This window comes from Arthrobacter sp. LAR12-1-1.1 (assembly GCF_040676555.1).
Taxonomy (GTDB): Bacteria; Actinomycetota; Actinomycetes; order Actinomycetales; family Micrococcaceae; genus Arthrobacter.
In genome coordinates this window covers 180275-201295 of the sequence record NZ_JBEGIG010000067.1, presented here as the reverse complement: position 1 = coordinate 201295, position 21021 = coordinate 180275, and the positions used below count along the sequence as shown (strand labels likewise).

At 66.5% G+C, this 21021-nt stretch carries 16 protein-coding genes and 1 pseudogene; 5 read left to right on the top strand and 12 right to left on the bottom strand.

What is annotated here, in order from left to right; translation table 11 throughout:
- Window positions 1–9: 9 nt before the first annotated feature.
- From MRBLAR12_RS21935 to MRBLAR12_RS21890, 10 genes and pseudogenes are all read right to left on the bottom strand, one after another.
- Window positions 10–858, bottom strand: a complete 849-nt coding sequence (locus tag MRBLAR12_RS21935; protein ID WP_229993676.1) for a sugar phosphate isomerase/epimerase family protein — start codon at window positions 856–858, stop codon at window positions 10–12.
- Window positions 859–947: 89 nt separating this feature from the next.
- Window positions 948–2171, bottom strand: a complete 1224-nt coding sequence (locus MRBLAR12_RS21930; RefSeq protein ID WP_229993675.1) for a substrate-binding domain-containing protein — start codon at window positions 2169–2171, stop codon at window positions 948–950.
- Window positions 2171–3283, bottom strand: a complete 1113-nt coding sequence (locus MRBLAR12_RS21925; RefSeq protein WP_229993674.1) for an ABC transporter permease — start codon at window positions 3281–3283, stop codon at window positions 2171–2173. The genes MRBLAR12_RS21930 and MRBLAR12_RS21925 overlap by 1 nt, the downstream gene beginning before the upstream one ends.
- Window positions 3280–4317, bottom strand: a complete 1038-nt coding sequence (locus tag MRBLAR12_RS21920; protein WP_229993673.1) for an ABC transporter permease — start codon at window positions 4315–4317, stop codon at window positions 3280–3282. The genes MRBLAR12_RS21925 and MRBLAR12_RS21920 overlap by 4 nt, the downstream gene beginning before the upstream one ends.
- Window positions 4314–5894, bottom strand: coding sequence for a sugar ABC transporter ATP-binding protein (locus MRBLAR12_RS21915; protein ID WP_229993697.1), 1581 nt, complete (start codon window positions 5892–5894; stop codon window positions 4314–4316). Before MRBLAR12_RS21915 ends, MRBLAR12_RS21920 begins: the two co-directional genes overlap by 4 nt.
- Window positions 5895–5988: 94 nt before the next feature.
- On the bottom strand, window positions 5989–6984 hold the full coding sequence (locus tag MRBLAR12_RS21910; RefSeq protein ID WP_229993672.1) for a sugar phosphate isomerase/epimerase family protein: 996 nt from the start codon (window positions 6982–6984) through the stop codon (window positions 5989–5991).
- Between the two features lies 1 nt (window position 6985).
- Complete coding sequence (locus MRBLAR12_RS21905; protein ID WP_229993671.1) at window positions 6986–8182, bottom strand: Gfo/Idh/MocA family protein; 1197 nt, start codon at window positions 8180–8182, stop codon at window positions 6986–6988.
- Between the two features lie 9 nt (window positions 8183–8191).
- Window positions 8192–9319: a Gfo/Idh/MocA family protein gene (locus MRBLAR12_RS21900; protein WP_229993670.1), complete on the bottom strand. Its 1128-nt coding sequence runs from the start codon at window positions 9317–9319 to the stop codon at window positions 8192–8194.
- On the bottom strand, window positions 9316–10071 hold the full coding sequence (locus MRBLAR12_RS21895) for a sugar phosphate isomerase/epimerase family protein (RefSeq protein ID WP_229993669.1): 756 nt from the start codon (window positions 10069–10071) through the stop codon (window positions 9316–9318). The genes MRBLAR12_RS21900 and MRBLAR12_RS21895 overlap by 4 nt, the downstream gene beginning before the upstream one ends.
- A gap of 45 nt (window positions 10072–10116) precedes the next feature.
- A pseudogene (locus MRBLAR12_RS21890) lies at window positions 10117–10374 on the bottom strand (carbohydrate ABC transporter permease); the annotation flags it as partial.
- A gap of 241 nt (window positions 10375–10615) precedes the next feature.
- On the opposite strand from MRBLAR12_RS21890, the gene MRBLAR12_RS21885 reads away from it, so the two are divergent.
- The 3 genes from MRBLAR12_RS21885 to MRBLAR12_RS21875 all read left to right on the top strand — a co-directional run bounded on the left by MRBLAR12_RS21885 (window position 10616) and on the right by MRBLAR12_RS21875 (window position 13936).
- Entirely contained in the window at window positions 10616–11827 is a 1212-nt protein-coding gene (locus MRBLAR12_RS21885) for an ROK family transcriptional regulator (RefSeq protein ID WP_229993667.1), read from the top strand.
- Window positions 11828–11946: 119 nt separating this feature from the next.
- On the top strand, window positions 11947–13134 hold the full coding sequence (locus MRBLAR12_RS21880) for a CynX/NimT family MFS transporter (protein ID WP_364748413.1): 1188 nt from the start codon (window positions 11947–11949) through the stop codon (window positions 13132–13134).
- 178 nt (window positions 13135–13312) lie between these two features.
- Window positions 13313–13936: a dihydrofolate reductase family protein gene (locus MRBLAR12_RS21875; RefSeq protein ID WP_229993665.1), complete on the top strand. Its 624-nt coding sequence runs from the start codon at window positions 13313–13315 to the stop codon at window positions 13934–13936.
- A gap of 358 nt (window positions 13937–14294) precedes the next feature.
- On the opposite strand, the gene aceB is transcribed toward MRBLAR12_RS21875, so the two are convergent.
- Window positions 14295–15959 carry a malate synthase A gene (gene aceB / locus MRBLAR12_RS21870; protein ID WP_229993664.1) on the bottom strand — a complete coding sequence of 555 codons (1665 nt, stop codon included), beginning with the start codon at window positions 15957–15959 and terminating at the stop codon, window positions 14295–14297.
- A gap of 99 nt (window positions 15960–16058) precedes the next feature.
- On the bottom strand, window positions 16059–17390 hold the full coding sequence (gene aceA / locus MRBLAR12_RS21865) for an isocitrate lyase (RefSeq protein ID WP_229993663.1): 1332 nt from the start codon (window positions 17388–17390) through the stop codon (window positions 16059–16061).
- Between the two features lie 139 nt (window positions 17391–17529).
- Here aceA and MRBLAR12_RS21860 point away from each other — a divergent pair, with 139 nt between their 5' ends.
- Together MRBLAR12_RS21860 and MRBLAR12_RS21855 are read left to right on the top strand one after the other, a co-directional pair.
- Window positions 17530–19041, top strand: coding sequence for a helix-turn-helix transcriptional regulator (locus MRBLAR12_RS21860; RefSeq protein ID WP_229993662.1), 1512 nt, complete (start codon window positions 17530–17532; stop codon window positions 19039–19041).
- 83 nt (window positions 19042–19124) lie between these two features.
- Window positions 19125–20873 (top strand): pyruvate dehydrogenase, encoded by a 1749-nt coding sequence (locus MRBLAR12_RS21855; RefSeq protein ID WP_229993661.1) that lies wholly within the window; start codon window positions 19125–19127, stop codon window positions 20871–20873.
- Window positions 20874–21021 lie beyond the last annotated feature (148 nt).

Below are 21021 nucleotides of genomic sequence, written 5' to 3'. Positions count from 1 at the left end.
GCAGCGCACTCACAGGCTGCGCAGGAAAGCGAGGCCACTTTCCGCCAACTGGTCCTGGCTGGGGGCCAGCGGCCGCCAGATCGATGCCGCGACCGCAATGGCGGCATTGTCGACGGTGAAACTTTCAATGTTGAGTGGTCCCGTGTAGCCCACCTCATTCAGGACGTGCAGGAAGCTTTTCCAATCAGTCTGGTCCCCGCCGGGGGCACCGCGGTCGTTGCCGCAGACCTGCACGTGCACCAGATGTTCTCCGGCGGCCCGGATCGCCGCGGCCACCGAACGCTCCTCTATGTGCAGGTGGTAACTGTCCAGCGCGAGGCCGACGCCGTTCCCGAGCAGTGGCCCCAGCGCCTCAAGCGCCTGGTCCACCGTGTTAATCAGCGAAGTTTCATACCTGTTTAGCGGCTCGATGCCCAGCACCACGCCCGCCTCCTGGGCCCGGGCCGCGACCGGCTGGAGGTTTCGGCGCAGCTCCGCGTAGGCGTCGCGTCGCTGCTCCCGCGACATCCGCCAGACTCGACCCGTTTGGGCATAGAAAGGTCCGCAGACCGTGGGCGAGCCGATGCTGCTGGCCATGGTGATGCAGGCTGACAGGTAGGCCTGGGTCCTTTCCACGGAAGCCTGATCCGCGGCTACGAGGTCCCGCCCCGGTGCCATGGCCCCCACCACGAACGGTTTGAGCCCGTTTCCCGCGAGGGATTCCCGTACCGCTGCGGGCGTGAAGTCGCCCTCGTTTTCCAGCGGAAGTTCGACGGCGTCAAACCCTATGGCGGCGATTTTTGCGAGGAGTCCGGGGAGGTTGGAGTCGGTCAAGGGGGATTCCCAGACCCAGGTGCTGATTCCGGTCAGACGCTCCAAGCTGTCTCCTTCCGTCTGTTTGTCCTGCCGACTGTTCCAGACGCGGCGGTCCCGCGGGGAGGGGTATCCCGCGCGACCGCCGGGCCGCGTCAGGGAATCTGCCGTTGCTGCCAGACCTCCGGGTAGCCGGCCAGGTCCTCACCGCCGAACTTGGCGTAGTGCCCGCTGGGCATGCCCTGGTTACGCTGCAGCCATTGGTCCAGTTCGTCCGCGAGGATGGGCTTCTGCGGCAGAACCCATTCGGTCGGAATCGGCTCGCCCTTAAAGATCTTTTCCAATGCCAGCAGCGGGGTTCGCCATTGGAAGTTCGAATAGACCGGGGCCATGGCGTCGATTCCGGTTTGCTTCCACTTGGTCAGGAAGCTCATCTCATCCTCGCCGGTCATCACGGGCAGCTTCTTGCCTGCATCCTCGAAGGCCTCGAGGGCCGCCACCGCACCGTCTCCGGCGTCCATCCAAACGCCCTTGACGTCGCCCGTGGCCAGTTCATCGGAGATGATCTTCTTGATCTCGGTGGGGTCGGCGTTGGTGAAGTAGTCCTTGGCCTGGATTCCCTTTTCCTCGAAGATCTTCTTGGCCGCCGCCCAGCGGTGCTCCAGGACATCCACACCCGGGAGGATGCGAAGGGCAACAACCTTGTCCCCGGACTGAAGCTTGTCACTCAGGAAAGTGGCGGTGTCGATGCCCCAGGCGAATCCGCCGATCGGATGGATGAACGTGGTGGCGCAGTCCGTCTCCACACCGCGGTCAAACACCACCACGGGCTTGCCCGTCTGGCAGGCACGTTCGACGGCCTGCGTGAGGGCGGCCGTGGAATTGGGTGAAATGACGAACGCATCGCACTTGCCCTCGGCGATGAAATAGTCGATGTCCGCAATTTGGGTGTTGTCATTGTCCTTGGCATCCCGTGTTTCCATTTCGGAAATGACCCCGGAGCCCTGGAGTGCCTTGAGTTGCTGATTCATGGTGATCCACCCGGTTTGCCGCCACGGGTTGGAGATGGAGGCGTTGGCGAAGCAGACCTTGTGCGCTCCCGGGGCCTTGAACTTGGACGTGTCCGTCATCGGGCCCGCGATGTACTGCAGGTAGGGCTTCTCCGGGCTCCCTTCAAAGGTTGCCGAGCGCTGCTGGTTCTGTGTGTCGTACAGCGCCTGGTCAAACCAGTCTTTGCTTGCCGGGCTGGATGCCGCCGCAGAGCCGGTGCTGGTCCCTGATGTTTGGGTGACGGATGGGTCGGTGGTGGTACAGGCGGTCAGGGCCACCAGCGGCAGTGTTGCGGCAAGGGCGATCGCGCGGACAGGATTATTGCGCATCAGACTCTTTCTCCTCCTTGTTCGATGCCCTCGGCGGGCGTGGGTGCTGCGGCCAACTTGTGCTGTTCGTCATGGGCAGCGGAACTGGCTCCCTTGCGCTTGCGCTGCCACGACCTGGATGCCGCGGCCACAGCGATGATGATGATTGCTCCTTGGACCGTGTCCCGCCACGTCGCCTGGACGCCCATGAAGTTTAGGAGGGTGAACAACGACTCCAGGGCGAACGCCCCGGCCGCGGCGGACAGGACCCAGCCGCGTCCGCCGCCCAGCACAACGCCCCCGAGAACGACGGCGGTGATCGCCGTGAACTCGTACCCGCGCCCCACCGACGGGTGCACGCCGGCGTAACCCACGAGCAGGATGCCGGCCACGGTGGCCGACAGCGACGACATCATGAAGGCGCGCGTCCGCACCCACCAGACGGGGGAGCCGGTAAGTGCCGCCGCCGCAGGATTGTCGCCGATCGCGATAAGCATGCGGCCGTAGGGGCGGCGCATCAGGACGAACGCCGCTACCGCCACCGCCGTCAGGATAATGACCGGGTAGGGAATGATGTCCAGGACCGGAACGTCCTGGATGCCGCCGCGCCCGATCTGCCGGAAGCTGTCCGCAGGGTTCCCCTGGGCCGCGCCGCCGGTCCAGTAGAGGACCAGCCCGAGCAGCGCCAGCATCATGCCCAGCGTGACAATGAAACTCGGGACTTGCAGGAGCGTGGTGATCAGTCCGTTCACCAGCCCGATGAATGCTCCCAGCACAAACATCAGGACCAGCACGGGGATCACCTTGGAATCGTCCTGCCGTATCAGGTTGCCGGCAACGATGACCTGCATCGTCACGACCGATCCCATCGACAGGTCGAATTCCCCGCCGACAATGACGAAGTACTGGCCGATGGCGGCGATGGCAATGGGGGCAGTCCTGCCGATGAACCGGATGAAGGAGCCCGGCTCCCCGAAGGACGGATTCAAGACGATGATTGCCACCAGGAGGCCGATCAGCAGGATGAAGACGGCGCCGCCGGGGGTGCGGACGGCGCGCAGGAGCCGCTCGGAACGGCTAGCTCGGTTGCGCTTGAGAACTGCGCTGCGCTCGGAGTTCAGTGCTGTGCTCATGGCCCCTCCGCGGGCACAGGCTGGGCAGCGGGCGTTTCCGCGGAACCTTTCGAGTCGAACCGTTCGGGCCTGCTGACGATCCGGCGCCGGGCATAGACGGCGACGGCGACGACGATGACTACGCCTCTGACCACGTCCTTCAGGAACGGGTTGACCTGCATGACGGACATGATGTTGTCCAGCATGGCAAAGATCAGCACGCCGCCGAGGGTGCCGGTGATAGTCCCTTTGCCGCCGGAGAGCAACGTGCCGCCGAGCACAACTGCTGCGATGGAGAGCAGATCGTAGCCGCCCTGGGAACCCACAGTGGGACTACCCACGCCCAGCCTGCTGGCAAGGAGCAGCCCTGCCATCCCCGCCAGTACTGAACAGATGACGTGCGCCGTAATGACCGGCACGTCAACGCGGATTCCGGACGTACGGGCGACGGCAATGTCGCCGCCGACAGCGTACAGGTGGTGCCCGACGCGGGTACGGTGCAGGAGCAGCCCGGCCAGGCCCGCGCAGGCCAGCATGATGATCGTGGAGATCGGAACCGGGCCGATCCCCGTGGCGCCGACCAAGCGGAACGCTAGCGGTGTCTCGCCGAAGCTGCCCTTAAAATTGGTGGCGAGGTAGCCGCTGATGATCAAGCCAACGCCGAGCGTGGCGATGAATCCGTGCACATTCAGGCGGGCGACGATCAGCCCGTTCGCGAGTCCAATGACTGCTGCCGTCCCCAGCGTCAGCAGGACTCCGGACAGGACGTTGTTTGAGTTGTTGGCCATCACCCCGGCGGCGATGAGGCTGGCCAGACTGGTGACGTAGGGAACTGACAGATCCAGGCTGCCTGCCAGGATGACCAGTGTCTGGCCGATGGCGATGAAGCCCAGAACGCTGGTTCCGGTCAGGATGCTCGAGATATTTCCTGGGCTGAAGAAACTCCGCCCGATGGAGTTCACCAACAACACACCCAGGATGAGTGTCACCAGCGCCACCAGGTAGACGATCTGCGTGGAGGACAGCCTCTGGAAGAAGCCCGCTCGCTGTTTCATGCCTCTCCTTCGGGTGCTGTCCTGGCGCCGGTGCCCAGCTGGAGGATGGCTTCCTCTGACGTTCCGGCAGGCAGTTCGCCGACGAGCCGGCCATCACGCATGACAAGGATCCGGTCCGACATGCCGATAACTTCTGGGAGCTCGCTGGACACCATCAAGATGGCCTTGCCCTCCGCCGCGAGCTGGCGCATCAGCCGGTAAACCGCCACCTTGGCCCCCACGTCAATGCCGCGGGTGGGTTCATCCAGCAGGACAAGCCGGGGGCGGATAGCCAGCCACTTGGCGAGGACCACCTTTTGCTGGTTGCCGCCCGACAGGTACTGCACCTCCTGGTCCAGGTCACGGGCGATAACCTCGAGGGAGGAGAATACGCCCGGGATTTCTGTCCTGACGGTCCCTGTGCGGCGTGGAAAAACTGACCTGATCACACTAAGTGCGTTGTCCAGGATGGACTGGTTCAGGCTCAGGCCTTCAGCCTTGCGGTCCTCTGTGATCAGGGCCATCCGCGCCCGCACGCCTTGGCGCGGCGACTTGGGCAACAGCTCCCCGCCGGCCATTTTCATTGTTCCGCGGGTGAAGGGTGCTGCGCCAAAGATGCCATGAAGCAGTTCCGTGCGGCCGGACCCTTGAAGCCCGGCCAAGCCGACAATCTCGCCGGGGCGAATGCTGAGGCTTATCCCGTCCAGCTGGCCGTTTCCGGCGCCTTGCAACTCGAGGATCGGCTTCTCCCCCGGACCGTCGGGGTCCCCGTCCTCCCGGGGTAGCTTGTCCGGGAAGAACGCCGAAATGGGCCGGCCCACCATCAGCCGGACCAGCTGGGCGTCGTCAAGTTCCGAGGCGGGTAGGGTGCTGACCACCTTGCCGTCCTTCAGGACGGTGATGACGTCGCAGAGGTCGAACACTTCGCGGAGGCGGTGGGAGACATAGAGGATGGCCGTCCCACGTTCACGAAGGCGTGCCACGATCTCGTAGAGGAGTTCAACTTCGGCGCCGGCCAGGGCCGCAGTCGGCTCGTCCATGGAGATGATCCGCGCGTCGTAGCTGACTGCCTTCGCGATCTCCACTATCTGCTGCTCAGCCACAGTCAGGCTCCGCACCTGCATGGTGGGCCGGATGGCGGTGATCCCCAGGGAATCAAGCAACTCCGCCGTTTTCGAATTCATCAGGGCCTTGTTCACGAGCAGTCCGCGGCGCGGCTCCCGGCCAAGATAGATGTTCTCGGCCACCGTCCGGTCCGGCAGGAGGTTGAACTCCTGGAACACCGACGACAGCCCGGCTTCGTGCGCCTTCGTGGGGTGGCTAAAGTTGACTTCCTCGCCGTCCAGGAGGACGGTTCCGGCGTCGGGCTGGTACACACCGGCCAGCACCTTCATCAGGGTGGACTTTCCGGCGCCGTTTTCCCCCATGAGCCCGTGCACCTCTCCCCGGTGAAGGCTGAGATGGGCGTCTTCCAGTACGGGTATGCCGAAAAAACTCTTGGTCAGTCCGCGGACTTCCAGGATTGGCGGTGGTGCCGGGGAACCGGAGTGGAGCGCCTCGGAAGCATTCACGGCATCAGTTTCGTTGTGGTTCTCCATCGATGCGCCCTCCACGAGCTAACTGTTACAGCAGCGGTTCTGATCCGTCAAGGAATAAACGAGCGTTCACTATTGCCGCTTTTCGGCTGGTCCCTTACTGCTTGAAGGCGGCGTCGAAGGAGGTGTTCGAGGGCGGGAAATCGTACTTCTTGAGCGCGGCGAGGGCTTCGGGGGCGCCGTGGAGCCGGTCCATGCCGGCGTCCTCCCATTCGACCGAGATGGGGCCGTCGTAGCCGATCGCGGCCAAGGCGCGGAAGGACGATTCCCAGGGCACGTCCCCGCGGCCAGCGGAGACGAAGTCCCAGCCGCGGCGCGGGTCGCCCCAGGGCAGGTGTGAGCCCATCACGGTGTTCCGGCCGGTGGGCCGCAGCTTGGTGTCCTTGCAGTCCACGTGGTAGATCCGGTCCTTGAAGTCCCAGATGAAGGAGACCGGGTCGATGCCCTGCCACATGAAATGGGACGGGTCCCAGTTCAGCCCGAAAGCTTTGCGGTGGCCGATCGCCTCGAGGGTCCGGACGGTGGTCCAGTAGTCGTAGGCGATCTCGGAGGGGTGGACCTCGTGCGCGAAGCGGACGCCGCACTCGTCGAAGACGTCCAAAATCGGGTTCCAGCGGTCCGCGAAGTCCTGGTAGCCGGCCTCGATCACCTTCTCCGGCACGGGCGGGAACATCGCGACGTACTGCCAGATGGAGGAGCCGGTGAAGCCGACCACGGTGTCCACGCCCAGGGCCTTGGCGAGCCGGGCGGTGTGCCGCATTTCCTCGGCGGCGCGCGTGCGGACGCCTTCGGGGTCGCCGTCGCCCCAGACCTTGGCCCCGACGATGGCCTCGTGGCGGAAGTCGATCGGGTCGTCGCACACGGCCTGGCCCTTGAGGTGGTTGGAGATGGCCCAAACCTTCAGGTTGTACTTCTCCAGCACGGCGAGTTTGGACTCGACGTAGCCGGGCTCGTCCCACCGCCAGGCGTCCAGGTGGTCGCCGGAGACGGCGATTTCCAGGCCGTCGTAGCCCCAGCCGGAGGCCAGGCGCGCGACTTCCTCGAACGGCAGATCGGCCCACTGGCCGGTGAACAGGGTGTAGGGGCGGGGCATGTCAGGCTCCTTCGGTAGTCGTCGTCTGGGTGGTCGATGCGGACGGAGTGAGCTGGATGAGCGAACTTCTGGCCGCGGCGCTTTCCTCCACGGCTGTGAGGATCCGCTGGACGGCCAAGCCGTCCTCGAACGACGGCGACGGCTGGGTTCCGCTGCCCACCGCCAGGAGGAAGTCTCGGATCTCGTGCGTGAACGTGTGTTCCCAGCCGATCACGTGGCCCTGCGGCCACCATGCTTCAAGATACGGGTGCTCGGGTTCGTTGACGAGGATGCGGCGGAAGCCCTGTTCGCGGACGGGCAGCGTGGCGTCGAGGAATCCGAGCTCGTTCAGGTCCTCCAGATCAAACAGCAGGGCGCCCTTGTCGCCATAGATCTCCAGCTTGAGCGAGTTCTTCTGCCCGGTGGCCACCCGGGAGACCTCCACGGAGGCGATGGCCCCGGAGGCGAGGGTCAGCGTGGCCCACGCGGCGTCGTCGACAGTCACCTGTTCCGGACCATTGGGGCCGGGCCGGCTGGGCGTGAAGGTGTGCAGCCGGCCGGTGACCTCGGTGACCTGGTCGCCGAGGAGGAACAACACCTGGTCAATCGCATGGCTGGCGATGTCGCCCAGCGCCCCCGAACCCGCGGTTTCCTTGCTCAGCCGCCAGGTCATGGGCGAGTCCGGGTCCACGAGCCAGTCCTGCAGGTAGGCCGCGCGGACGTGCCGGACGGTGCCGAGCCGGCCCTCCGCGATCAGCTCCCGGGCCAGCGCCAGGGCCGGGACCCTGCGGTAGTTGAAGCCGATCATGGACTGCACCCCTTTGTCCTGGGCGCTCCGGGCCGCCGCCGCCATGGCCTCAGCCTCGGCCAGGGTATTCGCCAGCGGCTTTTCGACGAGGACGTGCTTGCCGGCGGACAGCGCGGCGATGGCGATTTCCGCGTGCATGAACCCCGGCGCGCAGATATCGACGATGTGGATATCGTCCCGGTCAAGGACTGCGCGCCAGTCCGTGGCGGACTCCGCCCAGCCGTACTTCGCGGCAGCCTCGGCGACCCCGGCCGGGTCGCGTCCGACCAGGACGCGCCGTTCGAAGGCCGGGACGTCGAAGTAGCTGGCCACGTTGCGCCAGGCGTTCGAGTGGGCTTTGCCCATGAACGCGTACCCGATCATGGCCACCCCCAAAGGGGGAGGGCCGGGGCTGGTTTCTTGGGAGTTCATTGCTGGTTCCTAGAGTGTGGAAGCTGTGGGGTCCCAGTCCTCGGGGAGGGCTGCGGAGGCGGGGACGGCGCTTTCGACGTCGATGAAGGTGCCGGAATCGATCGACTCGGAGATCGAGACCATGGTGTCCAGGACGTGGTAGGCGAGGTTGCCGGTGGCGCGGTGCGGGACGCCGGCGCGGATGGAGCGGGCCATGTCCAGCACGCCCATGCCGCGGCCTTGGCTCGGTCCGGTGGCCGGGATGACCGTCCATTCCTCGTCGCCGGCGCGCCAGAGCCTGACGTTGCCGTCGAAGTAGTTCGGATCCGGCAGCGAGATGGTGGCCTCGGTTCCGGTGATCTCCACGAAGCCCATCCGCAGCCGCGGCGACTCGAAGCTGAAGACGCTGTGGGAGGACGCGCCGGACTCGAATTGGGCCATGGCGGACACGTGGGTGGGGACCTCGACCGTGAATTCCTCGCCGGCCTTGGGCCCGGAGCCGATGACCCGGACCTGTTTGGCCTTCGAGCCCGTGGCGGCCACGCGGCGCACGGAGCCGAACGTCTGCACCAGGGCCGTCAGGTAGTAGGGGCCCATGTCGAACAGGGGCCCGGCACCGTACTGGAACAGGAACGCGGGGTTCGGGTGCCAGGATTCCGGCCCGGGGGTCTGGAACGTGGTCATGGCCGTCAGCGGCGTGCCGATGTCGCCGCGTTCGATCAGCCGCCGCGCGGTCTGCAGCCCGGCCCCGAGGAACGTGTCCGGGGCGCAGCCGAGCCGCAGCCCGGCGGCGTCGGCCGTTTTCAGCAGGCCGAGGCCGGAGTCGCGGTCCAGCGAGAACGGCTTTTCGGTCCAGACGTGTTTGCCGGCGTTGACGGCGGCCGTGGCCACTTCGACGTGTGCAGCCGGGATGGTCAGGTTGACGATGATCTCGACGTCGGGGTGGTTCAGGGCGGCATCGACCCCGCCCCACTCCGGGATGCCGTATTCCTTCGCACGCGCCTCGGCGGCCTCTTCGAAGAGGTCGGCGATCACGTGGACCTTGATGTCGGGGAAGACCCTCAGGTTGTCCAGGTATTGCTTGCTGATGTTGCCGGCCCCAATGACCGCCACGCCCACCGGGCCGCGCCCGGTTGCCTGATTCTGTGCGGCGCTCATGCGTTCACGCCCTGCGCACTGGCGGAACCGCTCTGCAGGTAGCCGAGGCTCTGGGCGATGCCGTCGAAGATGTCGCCGGAGTAGTCGTCGAATTCCACCACGCCGACTTCCAGGGACTGTGCCGCGGCGATGACGTCCCACACGGGAATCTTGCCCTGCCCGGCAGGCTGCTGCGCCTTGGTGTCGGTGTTGACGGGACCGTCCTTGATGTGGATGAACTTGACGCGGTCGCCGAGGCGCTGCAGCAGCTGGACCGGGTCCTGGCCGCCGACGGCGGCCCAGTAGGTGTCCACCTCCAGGACCAGTTCCGGGTCCAGCAGCCCGGCGAAGTACTCCAGTGCCGTCTGTCCCTCAATGCTGGACTCCAGCTCCCAGGCATGGTTGTGGTAACCGACGCGGATGCCGTACCCGGCGCCCTTCTTGGCGGCGGCGTTGAGCTTCGCGGCGGTGGCTTGGATATCTTCGGCGGACTGCCAGTGCTCGGCCGGGAGGTAGGGATCGATCACCGTGCTGATGCCCAGTTCCTGGGCCGCGGCGAAGATTTCGTCCTGGTCCTGGCTCAGCAGCGGGGCGTGGCCGGACGGGGCGGTCAGGCCGTTGTCCTTCAGGGCCGCGCCGAGCTCCTTGGCCGTCGCCACGAAGTTGTACGGCTCCACCTGGGTGAAGCCCAGCTCGGCGACTTGTCTGATGGTGCCGGGCAGGTCTTCCTGGAGGGCGTTGCGGAGGGTGTACAGCTGGATTGAATAAGACACGGGATTCCTTTGCTGGGAGTCGGTTGTTTTCAAGTAGGGGAGGGACTAGCGGCCGAGGTATCCGCCAATACCGCCGACGCCGAAGTACTTGTTCAGGGCAGCGAAGACGAGGATGGGCGGGAGCATCATGATCACAGCCAGGGCCATGACGGAGGTCCAGTCCGTTTGATTCTGCTGGAAGAAGGACTGCACGCCCATGGGCAGGGTGAAGATTTCTGTGGAGCGCAGGAACACGATGGCAACCAGGTAGTCGTTCCAGGCCAGCAGGAAGGCGAAGATCGCAGTGGAGAGGACGCCCGGGAGGTGGCCGGCCCCCAGGATCCCCACCCCTAGCGGCGCCGGTGCCGCATGTTCTTGGCTCGACAAGTTCCATACCCCTTCGCAAGTACCTGCACCCTCCCGGCAGCGAGGCTGCTTGGGGCGGTGATATGGCTCACTGCCAAAGCTAGAGATACTTTTGCCGGGCGTCAAGCAAAAGTTGAAAACTGCGTGTCAATCTTTTTCCGCCGTGACATGCAGAAGATCTTCGTGCTATCACTTACTCATGAGTTCTCCCACCGGTACAGAGTCCGCAGCCCCAGAGGCTGGCGGCAGCCTGTCCCGCGCCGGCGACCTCTTCCAACTCCTGCGCGACGGCAAGGCCCGGACCCGTGCGGAACTGGCCCTGACCACCGGGCTGGCCCGCTCCACCGTCGCCTCCCGCATCGACGCGCTGATGGTCTCGGGACTCGTTGGCCCCGCCGGGGAGGCGAGCTCCAGCGGCGGCAGGCCGCCGTCGCGCTTTGCCTTCAACCCTGCCGCCCGGGTAGTGCTTGCGGTGGATGTCGGGGCCACGCACGTGATCATCGCCGTCACGGATCTCAGCGGGAAGGTGCTCGCCGAGCGCCGGCTGGCGCAGGATGTCGCCGAGGGCCCGGTGGTTGTCCTGGACCGTGTGATCGAGGAAGGGCTGCGGCTGCTCGGCGAGGCCGGCCGGGGCGCCGCGGATCTGGCCGGCGCCGGAATCGGGCTCCCTGGACCGGTGGAACATGCCACCGGCATGCCGGTGAAGCCGCCGATCATGCCCGGCTGGGACGGGTTCGACGTCGTCCGCCATGTCCAGCGGTCCCTCCCGGTTCCGGTCCTGGTGGACAACGACGTGAACATCATGGCGCTGGGCGAGCGCACGGCGCACTGGCCCGAGGACGACAACTTCCTGTTCATCAAGGTGGCCACCGGCATCGGTGCTGGCATCATCAGCAGCGGCCAACTCCAGCGCGGCGCCAACGGAACCGCCGGCGACCTCGGACACGTCCGGGTTCCGCGCGGCGATGACGTGCTGTGCCGTTGCGGCAACTACGGATGCCTCGAAGCCCTGGCCTCCGGGCCCGCGGTCGCCAAGGCGCTGACGCAGCAGGGCCTGCCGGCGCACGACGGCGGCGATGTGCTGCGCCTCGTCGCAGAGGGGAACCTGCAGGCCATCCAGGCGTTGCGGCAGGCCGGCAGGGACCTCGGCGACGTCCTCTCCACGGTGGTGAACCTGCTGAACCCCTCGGTGATTGTGATCGGCGGAAGCCTCGGCCAGGCCGGGGAGCACCTCATGGCCGGAGTCCGCGAGGTGGTCTACCGGCGCTCGCTGCCCCTGGCCACGACGCACCTGCGGATCGGCGTGTCGAAGGCCGGGGACCAGGCCGCCATCCTCGGCGCCAGCCAGATGGTCACGCAGCACGTGCTCTCGCCCGCCGTCATAGAGGCGACCCTGCAGGCCACGGGCTAGGGGTGTCCCGGGAAGCGGCGCCTGAAGCGTCACATACCGCAGGTGCGGCAGGGGCCCGTGATAGCAATGGGACTGATGAAACCATATTTCTGCCCGCCCGCCGGGCGCCGGCCCACCCGATGAGCGACCTGGCCCGGGCACCTCGCGGCTGGCTCCTCATGCTCGCGATCGGGCTGATCGCGCTGAACATGCGCGGCCCGTTGGTGGCCGTGGCCCCGGTAATCGCGCAGCTGGAGGACGATCTCGGCTTCACCCCGGTGGAATTGGGATTCCTGACCGGGATCCCCGTGCTGTGCTTTGCCCTGGCCGCGCCGCTGGCCTCCCTGGCCGGGCGCAAGCTGGGTCCCGAGTTCGCTATCACCCTGACCCTGCTCGGCGTGCTCTTCGGCGTCGTGGTCCGCTCCGCGGGCGGGGGCGCCCTCGTCATGCTGGGCACCGTGATCCTCGGTGTCGCCATCACGATCGGCAACATCGTGGTCCCGCTGATCATCCGGCGTGACTTCACCCCGGCCCGGCAGGGCGCGGCGATGGGCACGTACACCGCGGCGCTGAATATCGGCTCGTTCCTGACCTCCATGGTGTCCGCTCCGCTGGCCGATCTGCTGGGCTGGCGGGCCTCGATTGCGGCCAGTGGACTCTTCGCGGTGTCGGCCGGCACGGTCTGGGTGATCGCCGTCGGCCGGCGGGCATTTATTCCCGAAGCCGTCCCCGCCACGGACCCGGGACGGCCGGGAGGCAAGCTCACCTCCCGGTGGATCACCGCGGCCCTGACCTTCGGGTTCGCCGGGCAGGCGTTCTCCTACTACGGAGTGACCGCGTGGCTGCCGAGCCTGCTGGCCGACGTCCTGGGCATGGCGCCCGCAGCCGCCGGGGCAGGGTCCTCGCTCTTCCAGATTCTCGCCATTGTGGGCGGACTGGGCGTGCCGCTGGCGGCCCGTTTCGCCAGCACGACGGCGGTGGGCCTCACCCTGGGACTGCTGTGGCTCACGGTACCTTTGGGCCTACTGCTCGCCCCGGAGCTGTGGTGGCTGTGGTGTTCCTTCGGCGGTGTGGCCCAGGGCGGCGGCATCACACTGATCTTCCTCGCCATCATCCGGCTGGCCCGGGACCAGGCCTCAGCGGCCCGGATGTCCGCCGTCGTCCAGGGCACGGGGTACTCGTTCGGCGCAGTGGCGCCGACACTGCTCGGCTACGTCCACGGGGTCACCGGAGCCTGGACCGGCCCGCTGCTGATGATCCTCTGCTCCGTCTGCGCATTCATCGTGGGCACCGCGCTGTCCCTGCGCCGCGTGCCCAAGCCGCGCTAGGGTGTGCCTCCTAACGTTCGCCTAGTGTTCGGGGCGGACTGATGTCGTGGCTCGGCTGAGGTGTTGTCGGATGCCCGTGTCGATCCGGTGAAACCGTTGCTTCGCAGTGGGATCGTGTGACAGCGTCGAAGTGATCCCGTCGCCGGGGCGACGACGGGCGACAGAGAAGGAGCACGGCATGGGACTCATCCATATCGACTTGTTCACCACGCTCGACGGCGTCGCGCAGGCGCCCGGCGGGCCGGACGAGGACGCCGACGACGGTTTCGCGTTTGGCGGCTGGCAGGCGCCTCTCTTCGACGAGGTCGTCGGCGAACAAATTGACTCCGGGATGGCGGGGATGGACGCGCTGCTGCTTGGGCGCCGGACCTACGACATCTTCGCCGCGTACTGGCCGCACGCGGAAGGGGAAATCGCGCGGCTGTTCAACCGCCTCCCGAAATACGTGGCCTCGCGCCAGACGCCGACCCTCGAGTGGGCCGACTCCACACTGCTCGGTCCTGATGTCGTCGCCGCCGTGCGCGAACTGCGCGACCGGCACGCGAACATCCACGTCATCGGCAGCCTCGACTTCGTACAGACCCTTTTCGCCGAGCGGCTCTTCGATCGGCTCACGCTCTGGGTCTATCCGATCCTCCTCGGCGGTGGAAAGAAAGTCTTCGCCGACGGTGTGGTTCCGACGAACCTCAGACTCATCGAGCCGGTCGTCGCCTCACCGAAGGGTGCGGTGATGCAGCGCTACGCGCTCGCCGATGGCACGCCTGGCGTCGGCGATATGTCGGCCATCGACCAGGAGGGCTAGGGGCTGGTCTTACCAACACCAGTGCTGCGCTCCAGATGACGAAGGACTGTAGGGCGGCGGCCGATCTGTACGTGAGGACGAGCTAGTCGTACCGGGCGGGCAGTGACCGCCGCGGGCAGCGACCGCAAATGCTTGAGGGTGTTGAAGCTGCGCCGGGGTGACTTCAATCAAGACAACAGCTAAGGCCCATGTTCGTGAGGAACATGGGCCTTAGCCGTCATCTCGACGCCGTTGTCGAGTAGGTGGGGGTCTTCCGTTGCTGGACTGCCACCCGGATTTCGGGGTGCCTGTTGCGAAGGGCATGGCAGCCCAGCTAACGGAAATCTTTGCGGACCCGGATGCCCGGGGCCGTGGAGTCCTACGCCGGAACCAGCGCGGGGTCCCCGGTGGCGACGTCGGCGCCGTCGCGCGCTTCATGCAGGAAGCGGTCGTAGGCCGGCAGGGTCAGGAACGAGGGGAACTCGTTGCTGAGGGTGACTTCCTCGAAGATGTCCCGCGCGTCGGCGAAACGGTCCCCCTCGAAGCGCTCCAGCTTGGCGAATTCCTCGTCCAGCATGTCCTCCACCCACTCCCGGGTGACCACATCGCCGTGGTCGGTGATGGCCCGGGAGAAGATCCACTGCCACAGCTGCGAGCGGGAGATTTCCGCGGTGGCGGCGTCCTCCATCAGGTTGTGGATGGCCACGGCGCCGTTGCCGCGCAGCCAGGACTCGATGTAACGGATCCCCACCTCGATGTTGTTCCGGAGGCCCTGTTCGGTGATGGTTCCGGTGGTCGTGGAGATGTCCAGGAGGGCGCGGTCGTCCGGGGTGACGTCCTCGCGGAGGCGATCCAGTTGGTTCGGACGGTCGCCGAGGACGCCGTCGAACACCTCGCGGCAGACCGGAACCAGGTCCGGGTGCGCCACCCACGAGCCGTCGAAGCCGTCGCCGGCTTCGCGGGTCTTGTCCGCGCGGACCTTCTCGAAGGCGATCGCGTTGGCAGCCTGGTCCTTGCGGTTGGGGACGGCCGCGGCCATGCCCCCGATCGCCATGGCACCGCGCTTGTGGCAGGCCCGGACCAGCTGTTCGGTGTAGGCCCGCATGAACGGCTGGGTCATGGTGACCTGGCCGCGGTCCGGCAGCACGAAGCGGGGGCCGCGGGTGCGGAAGTTCTTGATCAGGGAGAAGATGTAGTCCCAGCGGCCGGCGTTCAGGCCCGCCGCGTGGTCCCGCAGTTCGTAGAGGATCTCCTCCATCTCGAACGCCGCCGTGATGGTCTCGATCAGCACCGTGGCGCGGATGGTGCCCTGCGGAATGCCCAGCAGGTCCTGCGCCAGGATGAAGATGTCGTTCCACAGCCGGGCCTCGAGGCGGCTCTCGATCTTGGGCAGGTAGAAGTACGGCCCCTTGCCCTGGGCGATCAGGCGCCGGGCGTTATGGAAGAAGTACAGGCCGAAGTCCACGATCCCGCCCGCGACCGGGGCGCCGTCAATGAGCATGTGCTTTTCCGGCAGGTGCCAGCCGCGGGGACGGACCACCACTGTGGGCAGCTCCCCGGCCGGGCGCAGCTTGTACTCCTTGCCCTCGGGCGAGGTGAAGTCGATCCTGCGCTCCAGGGCGTCCGTGAGGTTCAGCTGGCCCTGGATCACGTTGCGCCAGGACGGGGTGGAAGAGTCCTCCATGTCCGCGAGCCACACCTTGGCCCCGGAGTTCAGCGCGTTGATGGTCATCTTCTTATCCACCGGCCCGGTGATCTCCACCCGGCGGTCCTCCAGGCCCGGGGCCGGGGGAGCGACGCGCCAGTTCGCGTCGTTGCGGACGGCCTCGGTCTCGCGCAGGAACCGCGGATCCTGGCCTTTGGAGATCTGGTGGCGGCGTTCCTGCCGTGCCTGCAGCAGCTCCTGCCGGCGACCGGCCGTGGCCCGGTGCAGCTTGGCCACAAAGGCCAAAGCGTCCGGGGTAAGAACCTCGCTCTGCCGGCAAATCGGCTGCGCGGTCAGTGTGATCCCGTTGATGGTGAAGTTGTCAGTGAAGCTGTTCATGGGAGGTGCTCCTTGAAAGTCCGCTGTTGCCCTATCACTTTTGGTCCCCAAGGCGGCCGATGAGGACCAAAAGTGATATAGCAACTGGCAGGGAAGTGTCTAGTGGAACTGGCCTTCTTCGGTGGATCCCACCAGAGCCAGGGTGGATGCGTTCGGGTTGAGCGCGGTGGCGATGTCGTCGAAGTAGCCGGTGCCGACCTCGCGCTGGTGCTTGGTTGCGGTGTAGCCGCGGGACTCGGAGGCGAATTCCTTCTCCTGCAGCTCGACGTACGCGCTCATGCCTTCCCGGGCGTAGCCGTGGGCGAGGTCAAACATCGAGTAGTTCAGGGCGTGGAAGCCGGCCAGGGTGATGAACTGGAACGTGAAGCCCATGGCGCCGAGTTCGCGCTGGAACTTCGCGATCGTGGCGTCATCGAGGTGCTTGCGCCAGTTGAACGACGGCGAGCAGTTGTAGGAAAGCATCTGGTCCGGGAACTCGGCCTTGACGGACTCGGCGAACTTGCGGGCCAGCTCCAGGTCCGGGGTGCCGGTCTCCATCCAGATGAGGTCCGAATAGGGGGCGTAGGCCTTGGCGCGGGCGATGCAGGGTTCGATCCCGTTGCGGACCTTGTAAAAGCCTTCCGGGGTGCGGACCGGCTGTCCGCCTTCGCGGAGGATGAATTCCTGGTCACGCTCGTCGACGTCGGAGGTGATCAGGGTGGCCGCCTCAGCGTCGGTGCGGGCGATGATGACCGACGGCGTGCCGGCGACGTCGGCGGCGAGGCGGGCGGCGTTCAGCGTCCGGACGTGCTGCTGGGTGGGGATCAGGACCTTGCCGCCGAGGTGGCCGCACTTCTTCTCCGAGGCGAGCTGGTCTTCCCAGTGCACGCCCGCGGCGCCGGCCTGGATCATCGACTTCATGAGCTCGTAGGCGTTGAGCGGGCCGCCGAAGCCGGCCTCGGCGTCGGCCACGATCGGGACCATCCAGTCCTCGACCGTCTGGATGCCTTCGGAGAACTCGATCTGGTCCGCGCGGAGCAGGGCGTTGTTGATGCGGCGGACCACCGTGGGCACCGAGTTCGCGGGGTAGAGCGACTGGTCGGGGTAGGTGTGGCCGGAGTTGTTGGCGTCGGCGGCGACCTGCCAGCCGGAGAGATAGATGGCGCGGAGCCCGGCCTTGACCTGCTGCACGGCCTGGTTGCCGGTCAGTGCGCCCAAGGCGTTCGTGTACTTGCCCGTGCTGTGCTCCTGGGTGAGCTGCGTCCACAGCTTTTCGGAGCCGCGGCGGGCCAGCGTATGTTCTTCGGAGACGCGGCCGCGGAGGCGGACGACGTCCGTTGCCTTGTAGTCACGGGTCACACCTTCCCAGCGGGGGTTGGCGGCCCACTCGAGCTCCAGTGCGGCGGCCTGCTGCTCGGGCGTCTGCTGGGTGGGCTCAAATGCTGCAGTCATCTTTGTCTCCTTGATGGGTCCGGGCCGGCCAGTCTGCGTCTCTGCAGATCCTGACTGGTTGTTCCGGATGCGAATCTTTCCGTGAGTTCTACTTTTCTTCACTTTCCAAGGGGTTTCTAGACTAAAAGGATGGAAAGAAATGCACTTCTTCGCGTATTCTCAAGAAATGCACTCAACCAGCTGGAATCGCCAAGCTCTTTCGCCGTCCGCGCCCGCAGCGCCGGAGGTGGACGTCATCAGCCTGGGCCGGCGCGTCCGCCATCTGCGCAAGGCGGCAGGCCTCACGCTCGACGACCTGAGTGCCGCCGTCGGCACAGCGCCAAGCCAGCTGAGCCTGATGGAAAACGGAAAACGCGAGCCCAAGCTTGGCCTGCTCCAGCAGCTTGCAGCGGCGCTCGGGGTGAGCATCGACGAGCTGCTTGGCGCGGAGCCGCCCAACCGGCGTGCGGCCCTAGAGATCGAGCTGGAACGGTACCAGCGCAGCCCCATCTATGAGTCCCTGAACCTGCCGAAAATCCGCATCAGCTCGCGGCTTCCGATGGATGTGCTGGAGTCGATGGTGGGGCTGCAACATGAGCTGGAACGCCGCCTGAACGAACAGATCGCGACGCCGGAGGAGGCCCGCCGCGCGAACGGTGAACTGCGGGCGATGATGCGGGAGCGGAACAACTACTTCCCCGAGTACGAAGCCGAGGCGCAGAAGGTCCTGGCCTCGGTGGGACACACAAGCGGTCCGCTGTCCCACCACGTCATCTCGGACATTGCCGGGCACCTCGGATTCAGCCTCCACCATGTGGGTGATCTCCCGCATTCCACGCGTTCGGTGACCGACCTTAAGAACCGCCGAATTTATCTCACGCAGAACGCGCGCAGCGATCACGACCCCCGTTCGGTGCTGCTGCAGGCGCTGGGCCACTACGTCCTGGGCCACCAGACCCCCAACAACTACGGCGATTTCCTGATGCAGCGCGTGGCCACAAACTACTTCGCCGCCGCGCTGTTGCTGCCCGAGCAGGCCACGGTGGCATTCCTGCAGGAGGCCAAACAAGCCAAGGAAATCGCGGTCGAGGACATCCGGGACGCCTTCGCGGTGTCCTACGAGACAGCCGCGCACCGCTTCACCAACCTCGCCACCCAGCACCTGGGCATCCGCACTCACTTCCAGAAGACGCACAAGAGCGGCATCATCTACAAGGCCTACGAAAACGACGGCGTGACGTTCCCGCAGGACCACACCGGCGCCATCGAGGGCCAGTTCTCGTGCCGGAACTGGACCTCCAGGGTGGTGTTCGACGTCCCGGACAAGTTCAGCGCGTACAACCAGTACACCGACACCCCTGCCGGGACGTACTGGTGCACGGCCCGGACGGAACGCTCGGCGAACGGGGAGTTCTCGCTCTCCGTGGGTGTCCCGTATGCGCATGTGAAGTGGTTCCGCGGCCGCGACACAACGGAGCGGTCCAAGTCCACATGCCCGGACGAAAGCTGCTGCCGCCGCCCGCCGGCGTCGCTGACCGCCGAGTGGGCCGGCAACGCCTGGCCCTCGGCGCGGGCGCATTCGCACCTGCTGGCCGCGATGCCCCCCGGCGCTTTCCCGGGCGTGGACGAGACCGAGGTCTACACCTTCCTGCAGGCGCACTCGGGGAACTGAGCCTCACTCAGGTTCTGCCCGGGCCGGGCGGACTATATTGGCCTGTGTCAGCTCATCGATCCACCTCGCGGGAGCGTGCACCCATGGCCAAAGAACTTGCCACCCAGCTCATCGAACAACTCCAGGCTGCCGGCGTGCAGCGGATCTACGGGATCGTGGGGGACAGCCTCAACCCGATCGTCGACGCCGTCCGCAAGACCGGCGGCTCGCAGCAGGGCGGCATCGACTGGATCCATGTCCGGCATGAGGAGGCGGCCGCGTTCGCCGCGGCGGCGGAAGCCCAACTAACCGGCCGGCTCGCGGTGTGCGCCGGTTCCTGCGGGCCCGGCAACCTGCACCTGATCAATGGGCTCTACGACGCCAACCGCTCCGGGGCTCCGGTGCTGGCCATCGCCTCGCACATCCCAAGCAAGCAGATCGGCAGCAGTTTCTTCCAGGAAACCCACCCGGATCGGCTCTTCAACGAATGCTCGGTCTACTCCGAGCTCATCAGCACCGCGGAGCAGGCGCCCCGGGTCATGCACAGCGCCATCCAGCACGCCGTCGGGCTCCGCGGCGTCGCCGTCGTGACCCTTCCCGGCGATATCGCCGGTCTGGAGGCGACCGCCGCAACCCCGGCCCCCGCGGCATTCCGGCCGGCCACGCTGACGCCGGACCCCGCCAGCGTGCAGGAACTGGCCGACGCCATCAACGCCGCCGCCAAGGTGGCCATCTTTGCCGGCGCCGGCGTCGAGGGCGCCCACGCCGAGGTGATCGCGCTCGCCGGGATGATCGCGGCGCCGATCGGCCACTCGCTCCGCGGCAAGGACTTCATGCAGTATGACAACGCGTATGACATCGGCATGACGGGGCTGCTGGGCTACGGCGCCGCGGCCGAGGGCATCGAGGACGCGGACCTGCTGATCCTGCTCGGCACGGACTTCCCGTACGACCAGTTCCTCCCGGGAACCCGCACCGCGCAGGTGGACCGGGCCGCCCACAAGCTCGGGCGGCGAACCGACGTCGACATTGCCGTGCACGGCGACGTCCTTCCCACCCTGGCCGCGCTCATGCCGTTGCTGACGGCCAAGAAGAGCCGCCGTTTCCTGGATTCGATGCTCAGGAAGCACGACCGGCTCATGAACAAGGCCGTGGGGGCGTACACCCGGAACGTGGGGACGAAACAGCCGATCCACCCGGAATACGCGGCCTCGCTGCTGGACCAGGTGGCGGCCGAGGACGCGATTTTCACGGCGGACACCGGCATGTGCAACGTCTGGACCGCGAGGTACATCAACCCGCTGGGCACCCGCCGGCTGATCGGCTCCTACCTGCACGGCTCCATGGCCAACGCCCTGCCGCATGCGATCGGCGCCCAACTGGCCTACCCCGGCCGGCAGGTGGTCTCGGTCTCCGGCGACGGCGGCCTGTCCATGCTGCTGGGCGAGCTCATCACAGTCGCCGCGCACCGGCTCCCGGTCAACGTGGTGGTCTTCAACAACTCGACGCTGGGCATGGTGAAACTCGAAATGCTGGTGGACGGCCTCCCCGACTTCGGCGTCGATGTCCCGGACGCCAACTACGCGGATGTTGCCCGGGCCCTGGGCTTCCACGCCGTCCGGGTCACGGACCCGACCCGCATCGAAGCCGCCTACCGGGAAGCTTTCGCCCACCCCGGGCCGTCGCTCGTGGAGCTCATCACGGACCCCAAAGCGCTGTCCCTCCCGCCGAAGATCAAGGGCGCCCAGGTCCTGGGCTTCGCCACGGCGATGTCCAAAGTGGTCCTCAACCGGGGCGCCGGCGAGGCCGTGAGCATGGCACGGAGCAACCTGCGGAACATCCCGCGGCGCTGACGCCCGCCTCCCGGGACGTAGCGAGTTCGCCGGAAAGTCTCGAGTTCGCCGGAAACTTCCGGCGAACTCGAGCAGTTCCGGCGAATTGGACGTCAGTGGCACCGGCGTCGTGCCTCAGGAGAACCACCGGATCGGCGCCCCGGATGGG